22 protein-coding genes are annotated in these 21,340 nt (G+C 40.3%); 8 read left to right on the forward strand and 14 right to left on the reverse strand.

Annotation, left to right across the window (positions count from 1 at the left end):
* Nucleotides 1-15 precede the first annotated feature (15 nt).
* Together NST59_RS04860 and NST59_RS04865 are read right to left on the reverse strand one after the other, a co-directional pair.
* A complete protein-coding gene (locus NST59_RS04860) occupies nt 16-1,347 on the reverse strand; it encodes a hemolysin family protein (RefSeq protein ID WP_039177491.1) in 1,332 nt (443 codons plus the stop codon).
* 58 nt (nt 1,348-1,405) lie between these two features.
* Nucleotides 1,406-1,846, reverse strand: coding sequence for a MerR family transcriptional regulator (locus NST59_RS04865; RefSeq protein WP_075622707.1), 441 nt, complete (start codon nt 1,844-1,846; stop codon nt 1,406-1,408).
* 337 nt (nt 1,847-2,183) lie between these two features.
* Between NST59_RS04865 and NST59_RS04870 the strand changes: the two genes are divergently transcribed.
* On the forward strand, nt 2,184-3,566 hold the full coding sequence (locus NST59_RS04870) for a hemolysin family protein (protein WP_039177497.1): 1,383 nt from the start codon (nt 2,184-2,186) through the stop codon (nt 3,564-3,566).
* Nucleotides 3,567-3,656: 90 nt separating this feature from the next.
* Nucleotides 3,657-4,049, forward strand: coding sequence for a hypothetical protein (locus NST59_RS04875; RefSeq protein ID WP_034282242.1), 393 nt, complete (start codon nt 3,657-3,659; stop codon nt 4,047-4,049).
* Here NST59_RS04875 and crcB (NST59_RS04880) read toward each other — a convergent pair.
* The 3 genes from crcB (NST59_RS04880) to NST59_RS04890 are packed head-to-tail and all read right to left on the reverse strand — an operon-like array spanning nt 4,046 to nt 5,529.
* On the reverse strand, nt 4,046-4,411 hold the full coding sequence (gene crcB, locus NST59_RS04880) for a fluoride efflux transporter CrcB (protein WP_039177499.1): 366 nt from the start codon (nt 4,409-4,411) through the stop codon (nt 4,046-4,048). The genes NST59_RS04875 and crcB (NST59_RS04880) overlap by 4 nt on opposite strands.
* Complete coding sequence (crcB, locus tag NST59_RS04885) at nt 4,412-4,807, reverse strand: fluoride efflux transporter CrcB (protein WP_039177502.1); 396 nt, start codon at nt 4,805-4,807, stop codon at nt 4,412-4,414.
* 5 nt (nt 4,808-4,812) lie between these two features.
* Entirely contained in the window at nt 4,813-5,529 is a 717-nt protein-coding gene (locus NST59_RS04890) for a glycerophosphodiester phosphodiesterase (RefSeq protein WP_039177505.1), read from the reverse strand.
* 305 nt (nt 5,530-5,834) lie between these two features.
* Between NST59_RS04890 and NST59_RS04895 the strand changes: the two genes are divergently transcribed.
* The 3 genes from NST59_RS04895 (at nt 5,835) to NST59_RS04905 (ending at nt 7,950) form a co-directional block, all read left to right on the forward strand.
* Complete coding sequence (locus NST59_RS04895; protein WP_017360338.1) at nt 5,835-5,936, forward strand: YhdX family protein; 102 nt, start codon at nt 5,835-5,837, stop codon at nt 5,934-5,936.
* Nucleotides 5,937-6,100: 164 nt separating this feature from the next.
* Nucleotides 6,101-7,189: a mechanosensitive ion channel family protein gene (locus NST59_RS04900; protein ID WP_039177507.1), complete on the forward strand. Its 1,089-nt coding sequence runs from the start codon at nt 6,101-6,103 to the stop codon at nt 7,187-7,189.
* Between the two features lie 29 nt (nt 7,190-7,218).
* Entirely contained in the window at nt 7,219-7,950 is a 732-nt protein-coding gene (locus NST59_RS04905; RefSeq protein ID WP_445285727.1) for an NAD-dependent protein deacylase, read from the forward strand.
* Nucleotides 7,951-7,989: 39 nt separating this feature from the next.
* Here NST59_RS04905 and NST59_RS04910 read toward each other — a convergent pair whose 3' ends face one another.
* A complete protein-coding gene (locus NST59_RS04910; protein WP_039177516.1) occupies nt 7,990-8,844 on the reverse strand; it encodes a polysaccharide deacetylase family protein in 855 nt (284 codons plus the stop codon).
* A gap of 296 nt (nt 8,845-9,140) precedes the next feature.
* Between NST59_RS04910 and dat the strand changes: the two genes are divergently transcribed.
* Complete coding sequence (gene dat, locus NST59_RS04915; RefSeq protein WP_144490869.1) at nt 9,141-9,998, forward strand: D-amino-acid transaminase; 858 nt, start codon at nt 9,141-9,143, stop codon at nt 9,996-9,998.
* 45 nt (nt 9,999-10,043) lie between these two features.
* Here dat and NST59_RS04920 read toward each other — a convergent pair whose 3' ends face one another.
* Nucleotides 10,044-10,550, reverse strand: a complete 507-nt coding sequence (locus NST59_RS04920; RefSeq protein WP_095408097.1) for a universal stress protein — start codon at nt 10,548-10,550, stop codon at nt 10,044-10,046.
* A gap of 556 nt (nt 10,551-11,106) precedes the next feature.
* On the opposite strand from NST59_RS04920, the gene NST59_RS04925 reads away from it, so the two are divergent.
* Together NST59_RS04925 and NST59_RS04930 are read left to right on the forward strand one after the other, a co-directional pair.
* Complete coding sequence (locus tag NST59_RS04925) at nt 11,107-12,864, forward strand: ABC transporter ATP-binding protein (RefSeq protein WP_144490870.1); 1,758 nt, start codon at nt 11,107-11,109, stop codon at nt 12,862-12,864.
* Nucleotides 12,861-14,876 (forward strand): ABC transporter ATP-binding protein, encoded by a 2,016-nt coding sequence (locus tag NST59_RS04930; RefSeq protein WP_144490871.1) that lies wholly within the window; start codon nt 12,861-12,863, stop codon nt 14,874-14,876. The genes NST59_RS04925 and NST59_RS04930 overlap by 4 nt, the downstream gene beginning before the upstream one ends.
* A 105-nt stretch (nt 14,877-14,981) precedes the next feature.
* Here the strand turns inward: NST59_RS04930 and NST59_RS04935 are convergent, their stop codons facing one another.
* The 7 genes from NST59_RS04935 to NST59_RS04965 all read right to left on the reverse strand — a co-directional run bounded on the left by NST59_RS04935 (nt 14,982) and on the right by NST59_RS04965 (nt 21,259).
* Entirely contained in the window at nt 14,982-15,599 is a 618-nt protein-coding gene (locus NST59_RS04935; RefSeq protein ID WP_039177527.1) for an NAD(P)-dependent oxidoreductase, read from the reverse strand.
* A 285-nt stretch (nt 15,600-15,884) separates the two neighbouring features.
* Nucleotides 15,885-16,088, reverse strand: a complete 204-nt coding sequence (locus NST59_RS04940; RefSeq protein WP_039177528.1) for an alpha/beta-type small acid-soluble spore protein — start codon at nt 16,086-16,088, stop codon at nt 15,885-15,887.
* Between the two features lie 236 nt (nt 16,089-16,324).
* Nucleotides 16,325-17,431 (reverse strand): ABC transporter ATP-binding protein, encoded by a 1,107-nt coding sequence (locus NST59_RS04945; RefSeq protein WP_064498251.1) that lies wholly within the window; start codon nt 17,429-17,431, stop codon nt 16,325-16,327.
* Nucleotides 17,432-17,573: 142 nt separating this feature from the next.
* On the reverse strand, nt 17,574-18,449 hold the full coding sequence (locus NST59_RS04950) for a helix-turn-helix domain-containing protein (protein WP_039177533.1): 876 nt from the start codon (nt 18,447-18,449) through the stop codon (nt 17,574-17,576).
* A gap of 20 nt (nt 18,450-18,469) precedes the next feature.
* Complete coding sequence (locus NST59_RS04955) at nt 18,470-18,679, reverse strand: YheE family protein (RefSeq protein ID WP_003211787.1); 210 nt, start codon at nt 18,677-18,679, stop codon at nt 18,470-18,472.
* 152 nt (nt 18,680-18,831) lie between these two features.
* Entirely contained in the window at nt 18,832-20,190 is a 1,359-nt protein-coding gene (locus tag NST59_RS04960) for a YheC/YheD family endospore coat-associated protein (protein ID WP_064498252.1), read from the reverse strand.
* Entirely contained in the window at nt 20,147-21,259 is a 1,113-nt protein-coding gene (locus tag NST59_RS04965; RefSeq protein WP_039177539.1) for a YheC/YheD family protein, read from the reverse strand. The genes NST59_RS04960 and NST59_RS04965 overlap by 44 nt, the downstream gene beginning before the upstream one ends.
* Between the last annotated feature and the right edge of the window lie 81 nt (nt 21,260-21,340).

Below are 21,340 nucleotides of genomic sequence, written 5' to 3' on the forward strand. Positions count from 1 at the left end.
AGGGTCGTTTTTTTATTAAGAAGCGCCTTCTTCAGCTGCTTCTAATAATTGTTCATTTAACTTTTTTACTTCGATGTATGCCACATGGTGTCCATCGACTTCATTAATGATAAATTCATAGCCTTGTTCACGAATGGCGTCATTTTTCTCTACTTCATATTTCTGAGTAAGGAACCAGCCGCCGATTGTGTCGACCTCTTCATTATCAAGCTGTATACCTAATAGCAGGTTGACTTGATCAACAAGGACCTTGCCATCAAAGATGTAATGGTCTTCTCCAAGTTTACGCACTTCGTTGATTTCATCAATGTCGAACTCATCACGAATTTCACCGACGATTTCTTCAAGAATGTCTTCAACAGTGACAAGACCTGCTGTACCGCCATATTCATCAGATAAAATGGCCATGTGTACACGTTCACGCTGCATTTTGAGCAATAAATCATGAACAGGAACCGTTTCAATCACATGAATAATCGGATTCACAAACTTTTCGATCGTATCACTTGTAGAACACTCACCGCTAATGCAGGCAGTGAGAACCTCTTTAATATTTAGAACACCGATAATGTTGTCTTTGTCGCCATCTTCAATTGGATAACGTGTATATTTTTCTACCTTTGTTACCTTCAACATTTCCTCAATGGTAATATCATGAGGGAAGCTGACAACTTCAGTACGAGGAATCATAATTTCTTTCGCCAGACGGTCATCAAATTCGAAAATTTTATTTACATATTTGAATTCAGACTGGTTAATCTCGCCGCTCTTATAGCTCTCTGATAAAATAATCCGCAATTCTTCTTCAGAGTGCGCCATGTCATGCTCAGATACTTGCTGAAGACCAAACGCTTTTGTTAACAAACGAGCAGAACCATTTAATACCCAAATGAACGGGAACATCACTTTGTAAAAGATCATCAGTGGTCTAGCAAATAGAAGGGATACTTGCTCCGCCTTTTGAATGGCAAGCGTTTTTGGTGCAAGCTCTCCAACGACAACGTGTAAAAACGTCATGATACTAAACGCAATAATAAAAGTGACAATAGAACTAGCTGATTGAGGAATGGACAGCTCTACAAATAGTGGAGCAAGCATATGTGCAATTGTTTCTTCCCCTAACCAACCAATACCAAGGGCGGTAATGGTAATACCAAGCTGACAGGCTGATAGGTACTCATCAAGGTGAGTCGTTACATGCTTGACAGCAACTGCTGTTTTATTACCTTCTGCGATTAACTGATCAATTCTTGAGCTTCTTAAGCGAATGATCGCAAACTCTGATGCAACGAAAAACGCGGTTAAAGCTATAAGTAAAGCAACTATGAGTAAATTAACTATGTCCAATTAAGGCCTTCGTTCTGACTTTGAGAACGAAGGTAACACCTCCTGTTTAGTAAAAATTTTAACTTAACAGCAGTAAAAATGATTGGACAGCCGTCATTTTTTCAGGAGTAAGCTGTTCTTTTAGTTTTTCACGTTGTTCTGGCTGAAGCTGCTTACAACGTGCCAAAATGCGGTCCATATGCTCATTCATCCGATCGATATCAGAGGTTAAATGGACAAGTTCATCTTGATCTTCCTTTTGAGAAGGAAATTGTTCATCTAATCTGGATTTGATGTCAGAAAGAGCCAATCTCTGCTGTTTGCAAAGAACGATTAATTGTAATCGTTTTAAAGCATATTCATCGTAATAACGATAATTTGAGCAAGATCTAACAGGCGCAAGCAAACCTAGATTTGTATAATAATCTACAGTTCGTTTCGTTACCTGTGCAATCTGTGCTAGTTCACCAATACGATACTTTTTCTCAGCCCCATCTGAACATCTCCTCCTAACCGTCACGTTATAGTTTATGAAAATAGTTTAATATAATTCTAGTCTGAAACACAAGTTAATTGTTCATATTTCCTGCCAATAAGAAGAAACAGAGGAGGATTTCCCTCAATTTAGTCAGTCATGTCAAAAACAGCATGATGATACAGGAATTTTCAGATTATTTATGGTAAGATAAAATGAATACCGTTTCATATATATGTAGAGAGGCGGAATTTTACGTGAACCGGAGGTGGTTAAGTGGGGCCCTCAAAGTCGTCTTATTTAATCAGTTAACCGTTTTACAAAACATAACATCATCAATCAGGAGGTGACTCCTTGTTCTTCTAAGAAAGAGCAAGGTTAAATGGACGATATTGTTAATCTGAGTATAGTCGGTGTTTTGATTGCTTTAACAGCTTTCTTTGTTGCATCTGAATTTGCCATAGTCAAGGTGAGAAGTTCAAGAATTAATCAGCTTGTTGCCGAAGGGTCCAAAAAGGCCATCATGGCGAAAAAGGTGACATCAAGGCTAGATGAATATTTGTCAGCCTGTCAGCTCGGTATTACAGTGACATCCCTTGGTTTAGGGTGGATTGGTAAGCCGGCTGTGAAAGAACTTTTGGTTCGAGGTTTTGGTTTGACAAATATTCCTGATTCAGCAATCAGCCTGATCTCAGCAACACTTGCGTTCTCTATTATTACCTTTTTGCATGTAGTTGTAGGTGAGCTTGCACCAAAAACGCTTGCCATTCAAAAGGCTGAAAAAATGACGCTATGGCTGTCAGGCCCGCTGCATGCATTTTATATCCTTATGTTCCCTTTCATTTATGTGTTAAACGGGTCAGCCCGTTTGTTAACTAAAATGATGGGCATCGATATGGGGTCTGAAAAAGAACATTCCCATTCTGAAGAGGAACTGAAGATTTTATTATCTGAGAGCTTAAAAAATGGGGAAATCAACCCATCAGAATATAATTATATGAACAAGATTTTCGATTTCGATAATCGAATTGCCAGAGAGATCATGATACCGCGCAGAGAAATTTGTGCGATTCCAGAAGATATGCCGTTAGATGATATCCTCGCCATTATGACGCAGGAAAAGTATACACGTTTCCCTGTGTTTTCAGGAGATAAAGACCATGTTATCGGCATGCTGAACAAAAAGCAGCTCTTTGCAGATCTTGTGTATCAAGGAGAAAAAGATCAACTGAAAATTCAAGATTATATATATCCAGTGATTGAGGTCATCGACACGATTCCTATTCAAGAGCTTCTCGTCAAGATGCAGCGTGATCGAATGCATATGGCGATCTTAACTGACGAATATGGCGGAACGTCTGGGCTTGTCACAACGGAAGATATTTTAGAAGAGATTGTCGGAGATATTCGAGATGAATTCGATGAAGATGAGCAGCCAGTTATTCAAAAAAGAGCCGATCATCATTATGTTTTAGATGGCAAAGTGAGATTGGATGAAGTTCAAGATTTGATCGAGATTTCATATCATGATGAGGAAATTGATACAATCGGCGGGCTCATCTTAAAAGAGAATATTGATATTAGAGAAGGACAATCCATCTATCTTGATGATATTCGAATGAAAGTGCTGGAAATGGATGGACGTTACGTTAAAAAGATTGATTTAAAAAAAGGTGTCACATCGGCAGAAAAAGGCAGTGCACGCACTGGGCTTGATATAAAGGAGCCGCTGCTAGTAAACGAAATGACCTTGAGCGAAAAATAAGCTCAAGGTTTTTTTAGGTATTTAGTCTCTTTTAAACGAATATATGTTCGGTATATAATAAGAACAAACGTTCGATAAAGGGGGATGGACATGCTTTGGTACGAAACAGCAAGTATCACGGAGAAAAAAACCTCAATGAAACGAATTGAGTTTCATTTAAAGAATTTCAAAAATTATCAAGCAGCGATCTTAAATATCGAAAGGCAGCTTGAAAAAAGAAGCCCGCATCATCTCGACCACATGACACGGAAAAAGTTAGAAGAGCAAAAAAGTCAGTATGAACTCATCGTTGCTTGTATTGAAACGGCATTAAAAGAGTTGGATGAAATAGAACAGCAGCTCATCGATTATAAATATTTTCGAGATTGGCGGATGGCAAAATGTGCAATGGAAATCGGCTATAGTGAAAAAACACTCTTTTTGATGAAGCGCCAGCTCATGGATCAGTTGCTCATCAGCTTAGCCGCCATCACCAATATTTAAAAAAGATGCTGTCCTATTTGATAAAACGCAGCAAACAGACATAAAGACCCGATGATGGTGACCAATAAGTAGACAGCAAGCTGTCCAATTTGCCGCTCATGCAGCATGGACGCAGCCTCTACACTAAATGTAGAGAATGTTGTAAAACCACCGAAAAAACCAGTCCCAATGATCATAAGCAGCGGATCATTGTTAGTCACTGCACCTGTCAGTAAACCTAAACCGGCTGCGCCGAGTAAGTTGATGAGAATAATACTAAACGGAAAACGAGTATGAAACTTGGTTTTCTGAATCGATTGACTGAGGAAAAAACGAAGGGCACTGCCTATCCCGCCAGCAACAGCTGTATACAATACAATCATTTATCTGCTTCCTTTCGGCTGCTCATTTTGTTGAAAGAGGTGCTGAGCGGTGATCAGTCCACATAAGGCAGCGCCCACTCCAGCAATCACTGAGAGTAGAATGTACATGACACTTGATGTGAACAGTCCATCCTGTAATAAGAGAACTGTTTCTTTAGAAAAAGTGGACATTGTCGTAAAACCACCACAAAATCCTGTTCCGATTAAAGCAGCAAGATATTTTTTTCCCTTCCGAAACATAAAATACCCTGTTGAAAAGCCAAGAAGCAGACTGCCTATAATGTTTTCAATCAGCGTTGCATAGGGGAATGTGTGGCTGACAACGGACTGGCTAAGTTCATATCTACAAAGGGTACCAACCAGTCCACCGATAAATACGGCGAGATATGCTTTCATTTACATCATTTCTCCTTTAGAAAAAATGGCGGGTGATCCGTCACCACTCCATCAATGGGATATGTTTTGATCCTGTCGGCTGTTTTTTGGTCATTCACTGTCCATACAAAGACATCCATTCCAAATGAGTGGATGCGATCAATCCACCATCTGTTGATCAGCGTTTTCTTCATATTAAGGCAATCCGCAAAGGAGCTGTACTCCGCTAATTTCCTTTTCGTCAGTTTGAAGGCAGAGGGTTTTATAATAAAAGCCGTTCGAAGAGAAGGGGCGTAAGCTTTGACTCTTTGAAGGGCATTGGCATCAAAAGATTGAACCATGATGTGACGGGAATAGGCAAACCGGTTGATGATGTCGACAACTGCTTTTTCAATCCCAATCTGCCGTTTTGGATGCTTGATCTCAATCAGTATCCCGACACGCTGACTGTACCTTTGAAGGATTTCCTGTAAGGTGGGAATTCGTTCGTTGGCGTACTGAGAATCAAACCAGCTTCCTGCATCCAGTTTCTTCAGCCGATCAAGTGTATAACTTTTCACTAATCCGCTTCCGTTACTCGTTCGATCAACGGTATCATCATGGATAACGGCTACGTGCTGATCCATTGTCAGCTGGACGTCTAACTCAATATAATCCGCACCCTGCTGAACAGCTAAATCAAATGCGGCGATTGTATTTTCTGGGGCAGCGCTTGATGACCCTCTATGTGCGATAATATACACATGCTCCAGCTCCTGACATAAGTTCTGGTCTTATCATATCAAATTTTTGCTGTTTTTCCTTCTTTACTATATGGAACGAGGGAGAGCTGTATGTAATGGAACATGGCTTGTGGTGAGAAAGCATCGTGTATAAAAGGTGAAAAGTTGCAGGAATATCCCAAGCTCTTATTGAGTAAATCTGAACTACATCATTTTTTCTTCGATCAATTTTGTCCAAATCGTCAGCGTTCGTCAAAATATTAGTGCTTTCGTCATGTTGACTGAAAATTCTGATGTTTTATAATGATGAAAAGGAGGCGAGATGATTGGGTAAAGGGAGAATTAGAGTGGAAGAACGTATTAAGGCCGAAACGGATGCTGAAATGTTTAAAGCGACTCTCCTTGATCAGGCTCAGAAGAAAAAGTAGTTTGCTGCCCGTCGATATGTCTCTAGCCAAAATTTCATATTTGAACATCATGCCTCGGGATTATTCCCGAGGCTTTTTATGTAGAGGTCAGACATTTAAGAGAGGACATGAACGAAGGTTATATTATAAACTAGAGAGGATTGTTTTAAAGGAGAGAGACAGACATGTTTACACAAAAATGGATGGATACATATTTTACAGTAGATATTGCGATCCAAATTGGAATCAGCCTTTGTATTTTATTGCTGTTTTTATTGCTTCGGAAAGTATTTACGAAGTATTTATTTCAACTTCTGTTTAGGCTGACAAATCGGTCGAAGACGGAGGTCATTAACCAAATTGTTGTGGCATTTGAAAAACCAGCCAGGCTGTTTTTCGTGGCACTTGGTTTATATTTTGCGTTAAGACAGGCGCCATACTTTGAGCATCATATGGATGTCATCATTAAATTGTATAGATCCTCCATTATTTTGATGCTGACGTGGGGACTTTGTAATTTAACCGCAGCATCTTCCTTCTTATTTCAAAAGGTCAATTCGAAATTTGAATTAGAAATGGATGATATTTTAGCACCGTTTTTATCAAAGGTACTTCGTTTCATTATTATCGCACTAAGTATTAGTATCATTGCACAAGAATTTAATTATGATGTCAATGGACTTGTGGCAGGTCTTGGTTTAGGTGGTCTAGCCTTTGCGCTGGCTGCGCAGGATACAGTGGCTAACTTTTTTGGAGGGATTGTCATCATTACAGAGAAGCCTTTTACGATGGGCGACTTTGTGGAGACACCAAGTGTTCTTGGGACTGTTGAAGATATTACATTTCGAAGCACAAAGTTTCGAACACCTGCTGAAGCCGTTGTGACCGTTCCGAATTCTACGCTTTCTAAGGAGCCGATCACAAACTGGACGAGAATGAATAAACGTCAGATTACGTTTTCTGTTCGCGTTTCCTACAATACACCAAAGGAAAACATTGATCAGTGTATTAAGCGTCTCAAACAGATGCTTCACGAGCATGATGGTGTGCATAAGGAGACGATTATGGTGAATCTCGATGTACTGGCAGACAGCTATTTGAACTTGTTTTTCAACTTTTATACAAACACGACAGCTTGGTCTGAAAACCTTGATATTAAGCAGGACATTAACTATCGCATCATAGATATTTTCCACGAAGAAGGTGTAGAATTTGCTTTCCCTGGACAGACCATTTATATGAAACAAAAAGGCGAGAAACAGCTGGGTGAATAAAGGAGGAATGGTACGTGGATCAAAAAAAGGTGGAAGCGCTAAGAGAGAGAATATCGCAGGCTTCACATATCACAGTACTCTCAGGTGCAGGTATGAGTACAGAATCGGGTATTCCTGATTTTAGATCAACGGGTGGATTGTGGACGGAAGATACTTCTCGCATGGAGGTGATGAGCCGGTCCTACTTTTTATCAAATCCTCATCAATTTTGGCCGAAATTTAAGGAATTGTTTCAGATGAAAATGAGCGGGGAATACGAGCCAAATAGCGGGCACATCTTTTTAGCCAGCCTTGAGCAACAAGGGAAGCATGTGGATATTTTTACCCAAAATATTGATGGTCTTCATAAAAAGGCGGGAAGCCAGCACGTATATGAACTCCATGGTTCCATTCAAACGGCTACTTGTCCATCCTGCCAGGCGGTATATGATTTGCCTTATTTGTTAAAAGAAGAGGTGCCTGTCTGTCAAAGGGTTTCCTCTGATGGCAGTACGTGCGGACGTGTGCTAAAAACAGATGTTGTTCTTTTTGGAGATATGGTCAAACATTTAGACCAAGTGGAGGCATCACTTCAGAAAACGGACATGCTCCTTGTCATGGGGACTTCCCTAGAAGTAGCGCCAGCAAGATATATTCCAGAAGACGCAGCCCATGATCCTTCCATCTTCATGGTGATGATGAATTTGAGTGAAACAGAATTCGATCCGCTTTTTGATCTTGTCTTTCATGAGCGAATTGGCGATCTCGTGAAAGCTTTATAAATCATTAAAAAACCCGCACCTAAAGGTGCGGGTTTTTCTTTATTGCTGCAGCGGCTTCATTGTTTCATCAAGAACTTCAAATGTATAGCCCTTTGCCTTTAGCTGCGTGATTAAGCTGCTTAAGTATTTTGCTGTTGCCGGCTGATCATGCATTAAGATGATTTTTGGTTCTTTTGGATATTTTGTTTCCAGCACTTGTAGCTGATTTAATACCTCTGGTACATATTTTGAGCTTTTATATTTCCAGTCCAGACTGTCAATGGTCCAGTCCCAGTAGACAAAGCCTTTTTGTTTTAAACGTGCTTTTTGCTGATCGGTTAAATTGGGGGTGCTGCCATAAGGTGTTCTTACAAGATGGGTATACTCACCTGTGACAGAAGCCAAAATGCGCTGATCTTCCTTCATCTCGTTAACAGGAGAATCACTTTTTTGATAAAAGCGTTTCACATCATGGGTAATACCATGAAGCCCTAATTGATGTCCTTCTTGATGGAGTCTTTTCACAGCTGCCGGGTGTTCTTTAATCTGCGGCCCGAGCATAAAGAATGTAGCCTTCACTTTTTGCGCTTTTAGCACATCTAACAGCTGATTTGAAGTCGCTGATGGACCATCATCAAAGGTTAAAAAGATTGTTTGATCCGTTACATGTTTATTAGAATCGATCTTAAAATGTGCATCTAATGTTTTCCTAGAAGCATCTTTTGCTTTCATACTAGTGCTTGTGTCCCTAAATTGACTGCTCGCAGACAATTTCGCCGGCTGATCTGCTGCCTGCATATTGGTTTTGGACATATCCCAAATAAAAAAGAGGATCAGTGTCAGAATGACAAAACCAATCGCCTTTGAGAGCAGCATTGTGTTTGAAGGTGTCTGTTTTTTTTTAACCCGTTGCATTACAATCGCTCCAATAAATCAAAAATTTGTGTCGAATCATGTAGTAGATTCTGTCTTTTTCCGCTGTTTTTTGTCATGTTTATATGGTGTCAGTATACAGGAAAAAAGAGCCTATGAATATAGAAGATGCTAAAAAATTGGAATCTTTTTGGTTATGAATCTATATTTGTTACAATAGAAAGTTATCCATTTCATATGATGTGAAATAATTCTGAATAATCATTGAAACGTACTCATTTATCCGCTAAGATAGCATCAGATTCAACCATTATTGCAAAGCGAAGGGGAGATTCCATATGAAAGTATTGTACAATGGAGATTTCATTGAAAAAAAAGATGCACATGTTGATATTGAGGACAGAGGCTATCAATTTGGTGACGGAGTCTATGAGGTCATCCGAGTATACAATGGTACTTTGTTTACGTTAAAGGAGCATACAGAGCGTCTGTTCAAGAGTGCAAAGGAAATTGGTATTCATCTGCAAGGTACAGTATCTGATATGGAAGAAAAGTTAAAACAGCTCGTCGCTCACAATCAATTAACAGATGGCGGTGTGTATATTCAAGTCACGCGGGGAGTCGCTCCTCGTAAGCATCAATATAGCGATTCTCTCACTCCTCAAATCACGGCATATACGTTCCAGGTGAAAAAGCCTGTTCAAGAGCAGACAGCTGGTGCAAAGGCCATATTATCTGAGGATCTTCGCTGGTTAAGATGTGATATCAAAAGCTTAAACCTTTTATATAACATCATGGAAAAGCAGAAAGCATCTGAAGCTGGTGCGTTTGAAGCAATCCTGATAAGAGATGGCTTTGTGACCGAGGGAACCTCCTCGAATGTATATGCCGTGATTGATGGCGTGATTCGCACTCACCCTGCAAACAATCTCATTTTAAACGGCATTACCCGTAGAAAGCTGCTGGAGGTATGTGAGGCAGAAGGATGTACTGTTGAAGAAAATCGAATAAGCAAAGAAGAACTGCTGCGCGCTCAGGAAATCTTCATCAGCTCGACGACGGCTGAAGTCATTCCGATTGTTGAAATAGATGGCGAGCCAGTAGGGAAAGGCGTTCCAGGCGAGCTGACAAAGCGCGTACAGGAAGGCTTCCAGCAAAAAATTAAACATGAAAATGAAGCATCGATCTCTTCATAAATAAAAAAGGCTGTAAACATTCGTTTACAGCCTTTTGTGATGCATTTATTTCACAATAAGCACAGGTATATCTGATTTTGCTGATAACTTTTCACTCACACTGCCAAATAGCATTTTTTTCAATCTGCTTTGGTCACGTGCTCCCATGACGATGAGGTCTGCTGATATTTCCTCAGCATATTCGATAATCGCTTCTGCCGGTTCTCCCTCCACAATTTCAATGGCAGCCTCAAACTGCTCCTCATTTAAAAGCATTCTTGCTTCTGCGACGACCTCTTCTGTATGGTCTTCAAAAATCAAGGGACTTTGCTGTTCATCATGAGGCACATACACAGGGGGTGTTTGAAGATCTGCCGTACCGCCGCCGATATAAGCTCCGCCAGTCATTGGGCGCGGTGCATCAAACACCTGTCTGCCTGTTTTGCCATCATGGGCATAGGCAACGGTCAGCTTGGCATGCAAGGTTTTGGCTAAAGCGATTGCCTTCTTTAATGCTTTCTTACTGTCTTCATGTCCATCAAACGCAACGACCATCCGATCAGCTTGAAACAATGTCCTCATTCCTTTCAAAAGGAGTCTTTACACTCATGGTATACCCGTTAATAGAAAAAGATACACATAAGGGAGATTGATTTTTGTTAGAAAATTTCATTTATTGAAAAATATTTATTGACAAAATGGTGACAGCCGCTATAAGATAAAAAAAGATTCAAGAGCCAAAAGGAGGAAATGTCATGTGCAACATTGGAAGAATGAAATCAAACTGCATGAATGGGTTGATTCACGTGACAATTACACCTTCATTGGTCATTGAAAAGGAACTCGTATGTTCCAATTGATCGGATGAATCAAGGCGTATGTTGCGTATTTGTCAACATGCGCCTTTTTACATGACGAAAAGAGGCGTACCAGCCAGCTGGTGGCCTCTTTTTTTGTTGTATTCATTTCGCATTCCGAAATAAAGGGATGGAAAACAACAAGTAAATGAAGAGGAGTGAAAGCATGTGAACATGCCAAAATCAAGACAAATGATAAAAGCCCAAAAAACGAAACAAGGTGACTTGCAGGAAAATTTAGAAAGCGGCTAGCTTGAAAAGGAGAGACAAACATGTTTTCAGTATTTGCGAAATTAGGCTGGTTCTTTAAACAAGAGTGGAGGCGTTATACAATCGCTATTACGCTTTTGCTCATTGTGAATGTGCTTGAAATGCTGCCGCCAAGATACCTTGGCCAGGCAGTGGATGACATTCGTTCTGGTCAATTTACAACATCCAGTATTTTGTTTTATGTGACCATTTTTTGCTTACTCGGTGTCGTCGTCTATACACTTACATATTTTTGGATGTATCAGTTATTTGGCGGCGCAAATGTCATGGAGCGTGTGATGCGCGGGAAACTGATGCGCCACTTGCTGAAGATGACACCGACCTTTTATGAAAGGAAAAAAACCGGTAACTTAATGGCATTAGGAACAAACGATTTAAATGCTGTAGCCTTAACGACAGGCTTTGGCGTTCTGACCTTGGTTGATTCCACTGCTTATATGCTGATGATCTTCTTTACGATGGGTCTGACAATTAGCTGGAAATTAACCTTAATGGCGATTATCCCTATGCCGCTGATGGCGCTCTTAATTGCGTTTTATGGCAGCAAAATCCATGAGCGCTTTACTGTCGCTCAGGATGCATTTGGTGATATGAACGATCGTGTTCTTGAATCAGTGGCAGGCGTTCGAGTCATTCGGTCTTTTGTGCAGGAGAAACAAGACGTCAAACGCTTTCGCGAAATGACAGATGATGTATTCCAAAAAAACATGCGAGTGGCGATCATTGATTCCTTGTTTGAACCGACAGTGAAATTACTTGTGGGGATCAGCTACTTAATCGGAATCGGCTACGGAGCCTATCTCGTATTTCAAAGTGATTTAACCATTGGGGAGCTTGTTGCATTTAACGTCTATCTTGGCATGATGATCTGGCCAATGTTTGCGATCGGCGAATTGATTAATATTATGCAAAGAGGAAATGCGTCGTTAGACCGGTTGAATCATACACTCAGCTACAAGCCGGACGTAACAGACGCTGCTCAGCCGAAAACGTTACAAGAGCCTGGAGATATTGAGTTTGATCACGTGACATTCAGGTATCCAACTTCACCTAAAGATAATCTCATTGATGTGTCCTTTACCGTTCGAAAAGGGCAGACGATTGGGATTACAGGCAAAACGGGAAGCGGCAAAACGACCATTGTCAAACAGCTTCTGCGCCAGTACCCGGCAGGTGATGGGCAACTATTGCTATCAGGTGTTCCAATCCAAGACATTGAATTAGATCAGTTATTTCAATGGATCGGATACGTACCGCAGGATCATATTCTTTTCTCAAAAAGTGTCGAACAGAATATGCGCTTTGGTCATCGGGACGCGAAACAAGATGAGTTAGCACAAGCAATCAAAGATGCTTACTTTGAAAAGGATCTACGCCTTCTGCCAGAGGGTTTGGAGACCATGGTTGGGGAAAAAGGTGTTGCGCTGTCAGGCGGACAAAAACAGCGAATATCCATTGCACGTGCTTTATTAATTGATCCAGACATTTTAATTTTGGATGATTCATTGTCTGCGGTAGATGCAAAAACAGAAACCGCTATCCTAGAAAATCTAAGACAAAACCGTCATGGCAAAACGACGTTTATTACGACTCATCGCCTATCAGCTGTTGAACATGCGGATCTCATTCTTGTCATGGAAGAAGGACGCATTGTCCAAAAGGGCACTCACAACGAGCTCATCCAGCAGGATGGGTGGTATAAAGAACAATTTTTGCGTCAGCAGCTGACAAATCAGCTGGAAGGAGGGGATGAGGCATGACAACAGGAAGAAGACTCCTTGCCTACGCACTCCTATATAAGAAAGTACTGTCTGTTGCCTTAATCTTTCTAATGATTGCAGTTGGTGCTGAGCTGACAGGACCGTTTATTGGGAAGAAAATGATTGATGATCATATTTTAGGTGTAGAAAAACCGTATGTCGAGGTCAATGAAAAGACAGACAAAACCGTTTATTACCAGGGAAATAACTATATACGAAGCGATCGATTAAACAATGGAATGGAATCTGGAAAGCAAATCAATGTGGTGCAAGTCGGGTTCGGTTACTATTTTGTGAATGAGCCGATTCGTTTTGATGGAAACAGAAAAATATCGGGAGATCAGCTCACCATTGATAATGGGAACGAGCGTGAGACCTATGAGGTACAGCGTTTATCAAAAGAAGAGATTTTTGCTTTTTATCACCCAGAAATCAGTGGTTTGGTGCAGCTTGTTCTATTTTATCTAGGGCTGCTCATCGTTGCGATTTTCTTTCAGTATGGGCAGCATTATTTGCTCCAGAGGATTGCAAATCGAATTATTCAAAAAATGAGAGTAGACGTCTTTGAGCACATCCAAACGCTGCCGATCCGATATTTTGATAATTTACCGGCTGGAAAGGTTGTCGCGAGAATCACCAATGACACGGAAACCATTCGTGACCTATATGTCACAGTCCTTGCTAATTTTGTGACGAGTGCCATTTACATGATTGGGATTTACATTGCCATGTTTTTATTAAATGTGAAGCTGGCACTCATTTGTTTGGTCGCAGTACCAATTATATTCCTATGGTCGATGACTTACAGAAAGTTTGCATCCGTGTACAATCACCGAATTCGTTCGATCATCAGTGAAATCAATGCCAAGTTAAATGAAGCCATTCAAGGGATGACCATTATTCAAGCGTTTCGTCATGAGAAAGCGACGAAAGAGGAATTTGATGAGCTGAACAACAATCACTTTCGGTATCAGCGAAAGATGCTGCATTTAAATTCACTTCTTTCACATAACTTGGTTAACCTGCTGCGAAATTTAGCATATGTGGCGCTCATTTGGTATTTTGGCGGTGCGTCATTAAGTGCGACAGGCATTGTGTCCATTGGTGTGCTCTATGCGTTTGTCGATTATTTAAATCGATTGTTTCAGCCGATCACAGGTATTGTGAATCAATTCTCTAGGTTGGAATTAGCAAGAGTTTCATCGGAAAGGGTGTTCCGATTATTAGATGAACCCGGTACAGAGGTGGAAGAACCTGTTCAGAAGAAGCTGGAGGGACACGTTCAGTTCAAAGATGTCACCTTTGCTTATAATGAAGGGAAAAATGTCTTAAAGAACATTACGTTTGAAGCTAAGAAAGGTCAAACGGTTGCACTTGTGGGGCATACTGGTTCTGGGAAAAGCTCGATCATGAACTTGCTGCTGCGTTTTTATGACATTCAGCAAGGAGACATTCTCATAGATGGCGAAAGCATTTATGATCAGTCGCGTCAAACGCTGCGTAAACAAATGGGCATTGTGCTGCAAGATCCGTATTTATTTTCGGGAACGATTGCCTCCAATGTCAGCTTAGGAAATGAAGACATCAAAAGAGAAACCATTGAATCCTCATTAAAGCAAGTAGGCGCAGCAGAGTTATTGAAGCATCTGCCGCAAGGCTTTGATGAACCAGTCGTTGAAAAGGGAAGCACCCTTTCCTCAGGGGAACGTCAGTTGATTTCATTTGCGCGCGCATTAGCATACGATCCAGCGATTTTAATTTTAGATGAAGCCACCGCCAACATTGATACAGAAACAGAAGCGATCATTCAGCGGGCGCTTGATGTAGTCAAAGAAGGACGAACGACTTTTGTGATTGCTCACCGATTATCCACGATTAAGAAAGCCGATATGATCTTGGTGTTAGAAAAAGGTGAAATCGTCGAGCGTGGCAGTCATGAACAACTCATGCAGCAAGAAGGGCTGTATGCGCAAATGTATGAACTGCAAAAAGGCGCTGTTGCAAACAGTTGATGAATAGTAGAAAAAAGAGCCTCTTCAAATTGAATGAGGCTCTTTTCCTTTGCATGAAAAAGTCGACGACTTTTACAGGTTATATCATTTGGACAGGCTGCAACATCAATAAGCGATGCCGACGCGTTGATGCACAAATTCCTTCGAATTTAACTGCTGATATAAAAAGTGTGCGGTATCTTCAACTGAAATTTTCTTTCCATCTATAGGGAGAAAATCTTTCTCATAGCGATATGACCGTGTCACTTCTCCATCTGGTAAATAGGTTGGACAAATAATGGTCCAATCTAGATCAGTTGATTGAAGGATTTCAAACGCTTTCGCATGCTCTTTAGCTGCTCGGGAAGTAGTCCGCTTTGATTCATTTGTTTCAAAACGGTAAAGCTCCGGCTGCTGCCTTGCTTTTAAAATACCTGCTGTACCAATTGTAATAATTCTAGATGTATTTGTTTGCTTCATGGCTTGTACGATATGCTCCATTGAAACAGATAATGTATCATCACCATCTGTTGATAGACAGCTCACAACAATATCTGCTCCTTTCATTGTCTCAAGCACATCTTCTCGATTTCTTGAATTGCCGGTGACTTGAAACATACCCGCAAGCATTTCTTCCCGGTTTGTCCGAATCAATGAACGAACCATGTAACGATCATCTACTTGAACGAAACGAAGAAATGCTTGTCCTACACGTCCATGAGCACCGAAAAGAGCTATTTTCATCTGTTCGATCCCTCCACTACATACTATAAGTGAAAAGAACCCAAAATGGTACAACTTTTATGTGATGCTCTTTTTATAAAGGTGAAAGGACCGAATACTATGACCATATTCACTTAATAGAGAGATCCCTACAAATTGTAAAAGTTCAAAGTTCATACCAGAAATAATGTCCATGAAGATCCGCTCCTTTCTACTACATGATATGAGCTGAAAGGAGTTTGGTGAGGGATAAAAACAAAAAAAGAAGACACCATAAGAGGTGCCTTCTATGATCCAGGTATGAAATTAAGCTTTTGTTCCGCCAAGGTTTTGTTGAGCGTAAGACACAAGACGTTTTGTGATTTCTCCACCAACTGAACCGTTAGCACGAGCTGTAGTTTCTGCTCCAAGGTTTACACCAAATTCAGAAGCAATTTCGTATTTCATTTGATCGATTGCTTGCTCTGCTCCAGGAACTAGTAATTGGTTTGAACTATTAGAATTTGCCATGATGTGATTCTCCTTTTTGTATATGATTTATTTTTTTGGTTGGGTTTGCTGGAATCGCACCAGCGAAATGATCAAGTCATTTGCCACTTGGCGAAACCCAATGCAGTAACTGCTTTGTACTAAGTATTATGGTTATTTCCGAAAAAAACATACGAGAAAAGAACATGGTAAATGTTGTGTGAACATACAAAAAACCATCACCCAATAATGAGTGATGGCGCTGCTTATATATCTTTTTATTCAGCTGAGCGGATGCGCAGCTCTGTATCTGAATCAAAGAAATGGGCTTTGTTCATATTAATCGCAAGAGGGATAGACTGTCCGGCCTGTACATCGGTACGAGAATCAACACGTGCAATAAACGATTGATCATCGATAGAAGAGTAAAGCATCGTTTCTGCTCCCATTAATTCAGCTACTTCTACGTTAGCATTAATTTTTGTGCCTTCAGACGCCTCTATAAATACTGGTTCATCGTGAAAATCTTCTGGTCTGATGCCTAGTATGACATCCTTTCCAATATAGCCTTGGCTGCGTAATACTTTCATTTTTCCCTCTGGTACACGAATGTGCGTTTTTCCAACCGCGATGGCGCCGTCAGAGAGCTTTCCTGTAAAAAAGTTCATTGCAGGTGAGCCGATAAATCCACCTACAAACACATTCTCTGGGTTTTCATATACATCTTTCGGTGCTCCAACCTGCTGAATAAAACCATCTTTCATCACAACAAGGCGGGTTGCCATTGTCATGGCTTCAGTCTGATCATGTGTCACATAGATAAATGTCGTTTGCAGACGCTGATGAAGTTTAGAAATTTCAGCACGCATCTGAACACGGAGTTTTGCATCTAAATTAGAAAGCGGCTCATCCAAAAGGAAAACCTTTGCATCACGTACAATCGCTCTGCCAAGGGCAACACGCTGTCTTTGACCGCCAGACAGTGCTTTTGGTTTTCTGTCTAAATATTGCTCAAGCCCCAATATTTTAGCCGCATTTCGAACACGCTCATCAATCTCTGCTTTCGGAAACTTCCGAAGCTTTAATCCAAAAGCCATATTATCGTACACATTCATATGAGGATATAATGCATAGTTTTGGAAAACCATTGCGATATCCCGGTCTTTCGGTGCTACATCATTCATCCGTTTTCCATCTAACAGAAAGTCTCCTTGTGAAATTTCTTCTAGACCTGCAATCATGCGAAGGGTTGTTGATTTTCCGCAGCCTGATGGACCAACAAACACAATAAATTCTTTATCTTCTATATGTAGATTAAAGTTGTCTACTGCTGTTACCTTGTTATCATACACTTTATAAATTTGATTCAGCATTATTTCAGCCATTTGATGTCAGCCTCCCCAGTTTCTCTTTTTGAAAGCGCTTCATTGTTGAATAAAGTGTATAAAATGGGGAAGAGTCTGTAAATGGACAACGTGCACAACATCCTATTTTCATTTTTGGGCAGGATGCTCATACCTTCGTTTTTTATGAAAGATCGAGTAGAGTCATCATTAAATAAGCAGCCGATGCTTCTGAAAAATGTCGTATATCTAGCCCAGTGCGCTCAATAAATTTATCAATTCGATATTGAAGACTGTTTCTGTGAACATATAATGCTTTTGCTGCTTTGGATGCGTTTAAATTACATTGCATATAGGTCATGAGAGTGCGGTAAACATCTCGGTCAACAATCGCTTCTTTAAAAGCATCTGATATAGCATGAGAGAGGACAGATGCATCATAACAAATGAACGATGGTAGGCATTGATAAAATGTGGCAACCCCTGATCTAAGCTTTTCTCGCTGCATGTGGCATACAAAGAGCTGTTGTTCATTTAATAATCTCATCTGTAAATGGTCATTTGGCAAATGCAGCTGCCCTTGTATAAAGACTGAGTCTGTTAAAAAATCACTTGTAATGGCCAGAGACAAATCATTTAATTGATCTAATTGACTATTTTCTGATGTAGCGTTTGGTTGAATCAGCATAGCTGTTTCAGGGCCTGTCCATATGAAATGAGTATGTTCGAGGCTGTTATTCACAGCCTCTTTTATTTGCTGTCTTTGTTCCTCTTGATGGATCATTTGAAAATAATAAACACGGACGGGATGTTGGACAGTTAGTGGTTTGTTTTCAAAAAGATAGCTGAACCATCTTTGTTCACCCTCGGTATGCGCTTTTTGAAATAGATCAATCGGTGTAAGAAAAGAGTTGAGAAGTAGTGTTTCTCTTGCTGTAATCTCCGATTTGTCTACTCCAAATATTTCGCCTTCGTCTGTTTGATACCAAAGAATTTGTTTGTCATGAGTAGGTGTACTGATGATATGGTCTCCGTAAACAAGTTTTAATTTTTCTAACATGGCGGGGCTCCTTAAACAGTTTAATCATAGACATGGAATAGCATTAATTCGTGGATTTCTTCTTTTAAGGTTGGTTCAACTTCATGGGGCGGAAGCTGAGAGCCCCATTCAATGTCACCTGTTTTGTGGTAGATGCCTTCATAATGCGCACCATTGTGGAAAAAGGATATTTTCCAGCCTGGCAATTGTGCTTTTTTAAAAAGAGGTTTCCATTGAAAATGAGAAATCATATCATCATTGCCTCCTTGCTTTTATTGATGAAACAATAAACAAACACGACAACACGGAAACAACCTTGAACTTGATTTTATTGTATCTCATCTCATGAAAAGAGCATAGAAAAAGCATAAATTTAAGAGCACGACATGTGGCAAAAATGTAGTCAGTAGACGTTCGCGTGATCTGAAGTGGTGAGTGCCGTTTCTGAAAGGTAAGATGCGAAATCCATGATTCTTTTCCCGATCAGCCATTCTGATTTTTTCAGAGAGACATGCTGGAAAATCTCTCGGCCAGGGCGAGAATTGGCCTCAAACATCCAAATGGCGCCTGTTTGATCAATGCCTAAGTCAAAACCGATTTCACCAATATGCCCGGTCATTTTTTTATCTATTACTTGGCTAAGCGTGATGGCAGTATGAGAAAGCTGATGTAAAATCTGCAAACGTTTCTTTTCTTCTGGAAAGACAGCATAAAGTGTTTTCACCGTTCCGCCGTGTAACTGGTGAGTTGTGATGGTGTGATCTCCAGAAATTTTTGCTGCTGCTGCTGTGACTGTCCAATCACCGTCTTTATTTTTATTCGTATGAACTCTGAAATCCATCGGCTGATTGTCTATTTGAAGAAGCTCAATGCCTTGTTGTGCAATAAAATCATGAATTGCATGATCTTTTCGCAGCCTTTGAACAAACTGATCTATTGAATCATATGGAATAGCCCTTCCAAAATTTGAGCATACAGTGATTCCGTGATTTTCCTTTTTTAACCGATAAATACCGTCTCCATGACTTCCATTCGTCGGTTTTAAGTATATAACTTGATGCAGGTGGAGAAGTGTTTCAATTTTACTTAGAGCGTCCATGGGATCTAATTGTACAGAATGTGGGAGAAAGGACCATGTTTTTTCATCTGTTAATAGCTGTTCATGAATCTCCCATTTATTAAAAAAGTAAGGGTTGAACCAAGGGATATTATAGTCTTGGGTGAGTTTTCGCTTCGTTTCTTGAATGAGTGCTGACTGAGCAGCTTTTCTATTTGGAAGACGGTCATAAATGACTGACGGCAGTGGAAGCTGTTTTTTAACCCATGAACCTTGCTGGTACAACAATCCTTCTACAATTCCTTTTTCCCAATCAATAGAATGTGACCCAAAAAGATAGGCAAAACCAGCATGCTGTCTGAAAGAATTCAGCAGTTTGATAAAGAATTGTGATCTTGTTCCTAATGGCTGCGTGCTTTGCTCAAAACCTGCAGTGAAAATGCCCATCAACGGCCCTATAAAAAGTGTATGGTCAATGATGATCACATCAGCTTTTGATTGGTAAGGAATCAGTAAATCTCTGTATAGATCTTCAGATAATAATATTTTCTTTGGATGCTGATGATAGGAAATGTTGAAGCCATCAACTAAACGAGACCCTAGAGCAAGAGAATAGATGGCCTCTTTCTGTTTATAATGGTCTGGAAGATGAATTGTTTTTTCACTTGTGAGGTGTGGGGCGATGATGCAGCGATTTTTGTTCATAAGAAACCTCCTTCGGTTGAGACATCATCGATTGCGCATGTTCAAGAATGGTACGAATCAATTGATGTTCCTTTTCAGGGTAAACTTTTAAAAAAGCGGACCGTCCTGGCTTTGATCTGACATTTGATATGAACAGCCTGCCTTCACTTGTATGAAGTAAGTCTACTGCGAATTCAAAGCAAGGAGAGTACGTTTTATCTATATAAGCTGGAATTGATGCCTGAATGGATGCAATATCATCTAAAAGGAGCTCCTTGATGTGTGGCTGCAATGTATGTAGATAGTGTTCAAAGCCTATCACAGGATCCGATTTTTGTGTATAACTTAAAAGACTATTTTCTGCAGGTGATTTTGTGTGAATCCCCATGCGTTTCCATTGATTTTGTGAATCTTTCATAAGAAAAATCCTGATTTCATTAAATAAAGGTTCTTTTTGATCACTCGTGTTGAAAAATTGAAGGAAATACCGGCCTGCATATTTTTTGCACCAGCGCTCCATCTCTGACGCCCGAGAAAATGTAATGGTTTGATTGGAACTTAGCTGAACGGTGAATGTTGACTTGCCATCAAAGGAAATGAAGTAAGTAGATGCTGCATGCTGCTGGGAGAGAGGCTGCATTCTATAATAACCGCCAGCCCCGCACTCCCTTACCATATTGATCAGATCTGAGGGCTCTTTTAATAAAGAGCAGCCAGGTAAATATGGCTGTAAAGCAGAGAGGAGGCGGAGCTGTTCAAATAGCACCATTTTATTTGAAATGCCGGTATTCAAAAAATCTGTTTTTGGATACTTTTTTAGCCATTCCATGATGGGTTTTGCTTTTTTAGATTGTGCGTCATGCCGGTAAAGACATCGATCGTAAATCAAATCGGGAATCGGAAACTGTGCGTCGGCAAACCCTTGGTCATTCATATATGTTTGACCTTGTATCAAATTTGAAGCCGGCTTTAAATCAAGTGGTGTAAAACGAACAACCTTTAAATGATAAGAAGAGGCAGCTTTGGCGAGCTGACGTGTAAATGCCTCTTCATACTGCGGAGAAAGGGTTACAATACCTAATGTTGTCATTAAAAAACACCTTCTTTTCAACTTCTTTTTTTACCATCACAAAAACGTTTTTTTATGATTTTACTTAAAGCTTGCGCTCCT

This window comes from Bacillus sp. FSL R5-0439 (genome assembly GCF_038008805.1).
Taxonomy (GTDB): domain Bacteria; phylum Bacillota; class Bacilli; order Bacillales; family Bacillaceae; genus Bacillus; species Bacillus safensis.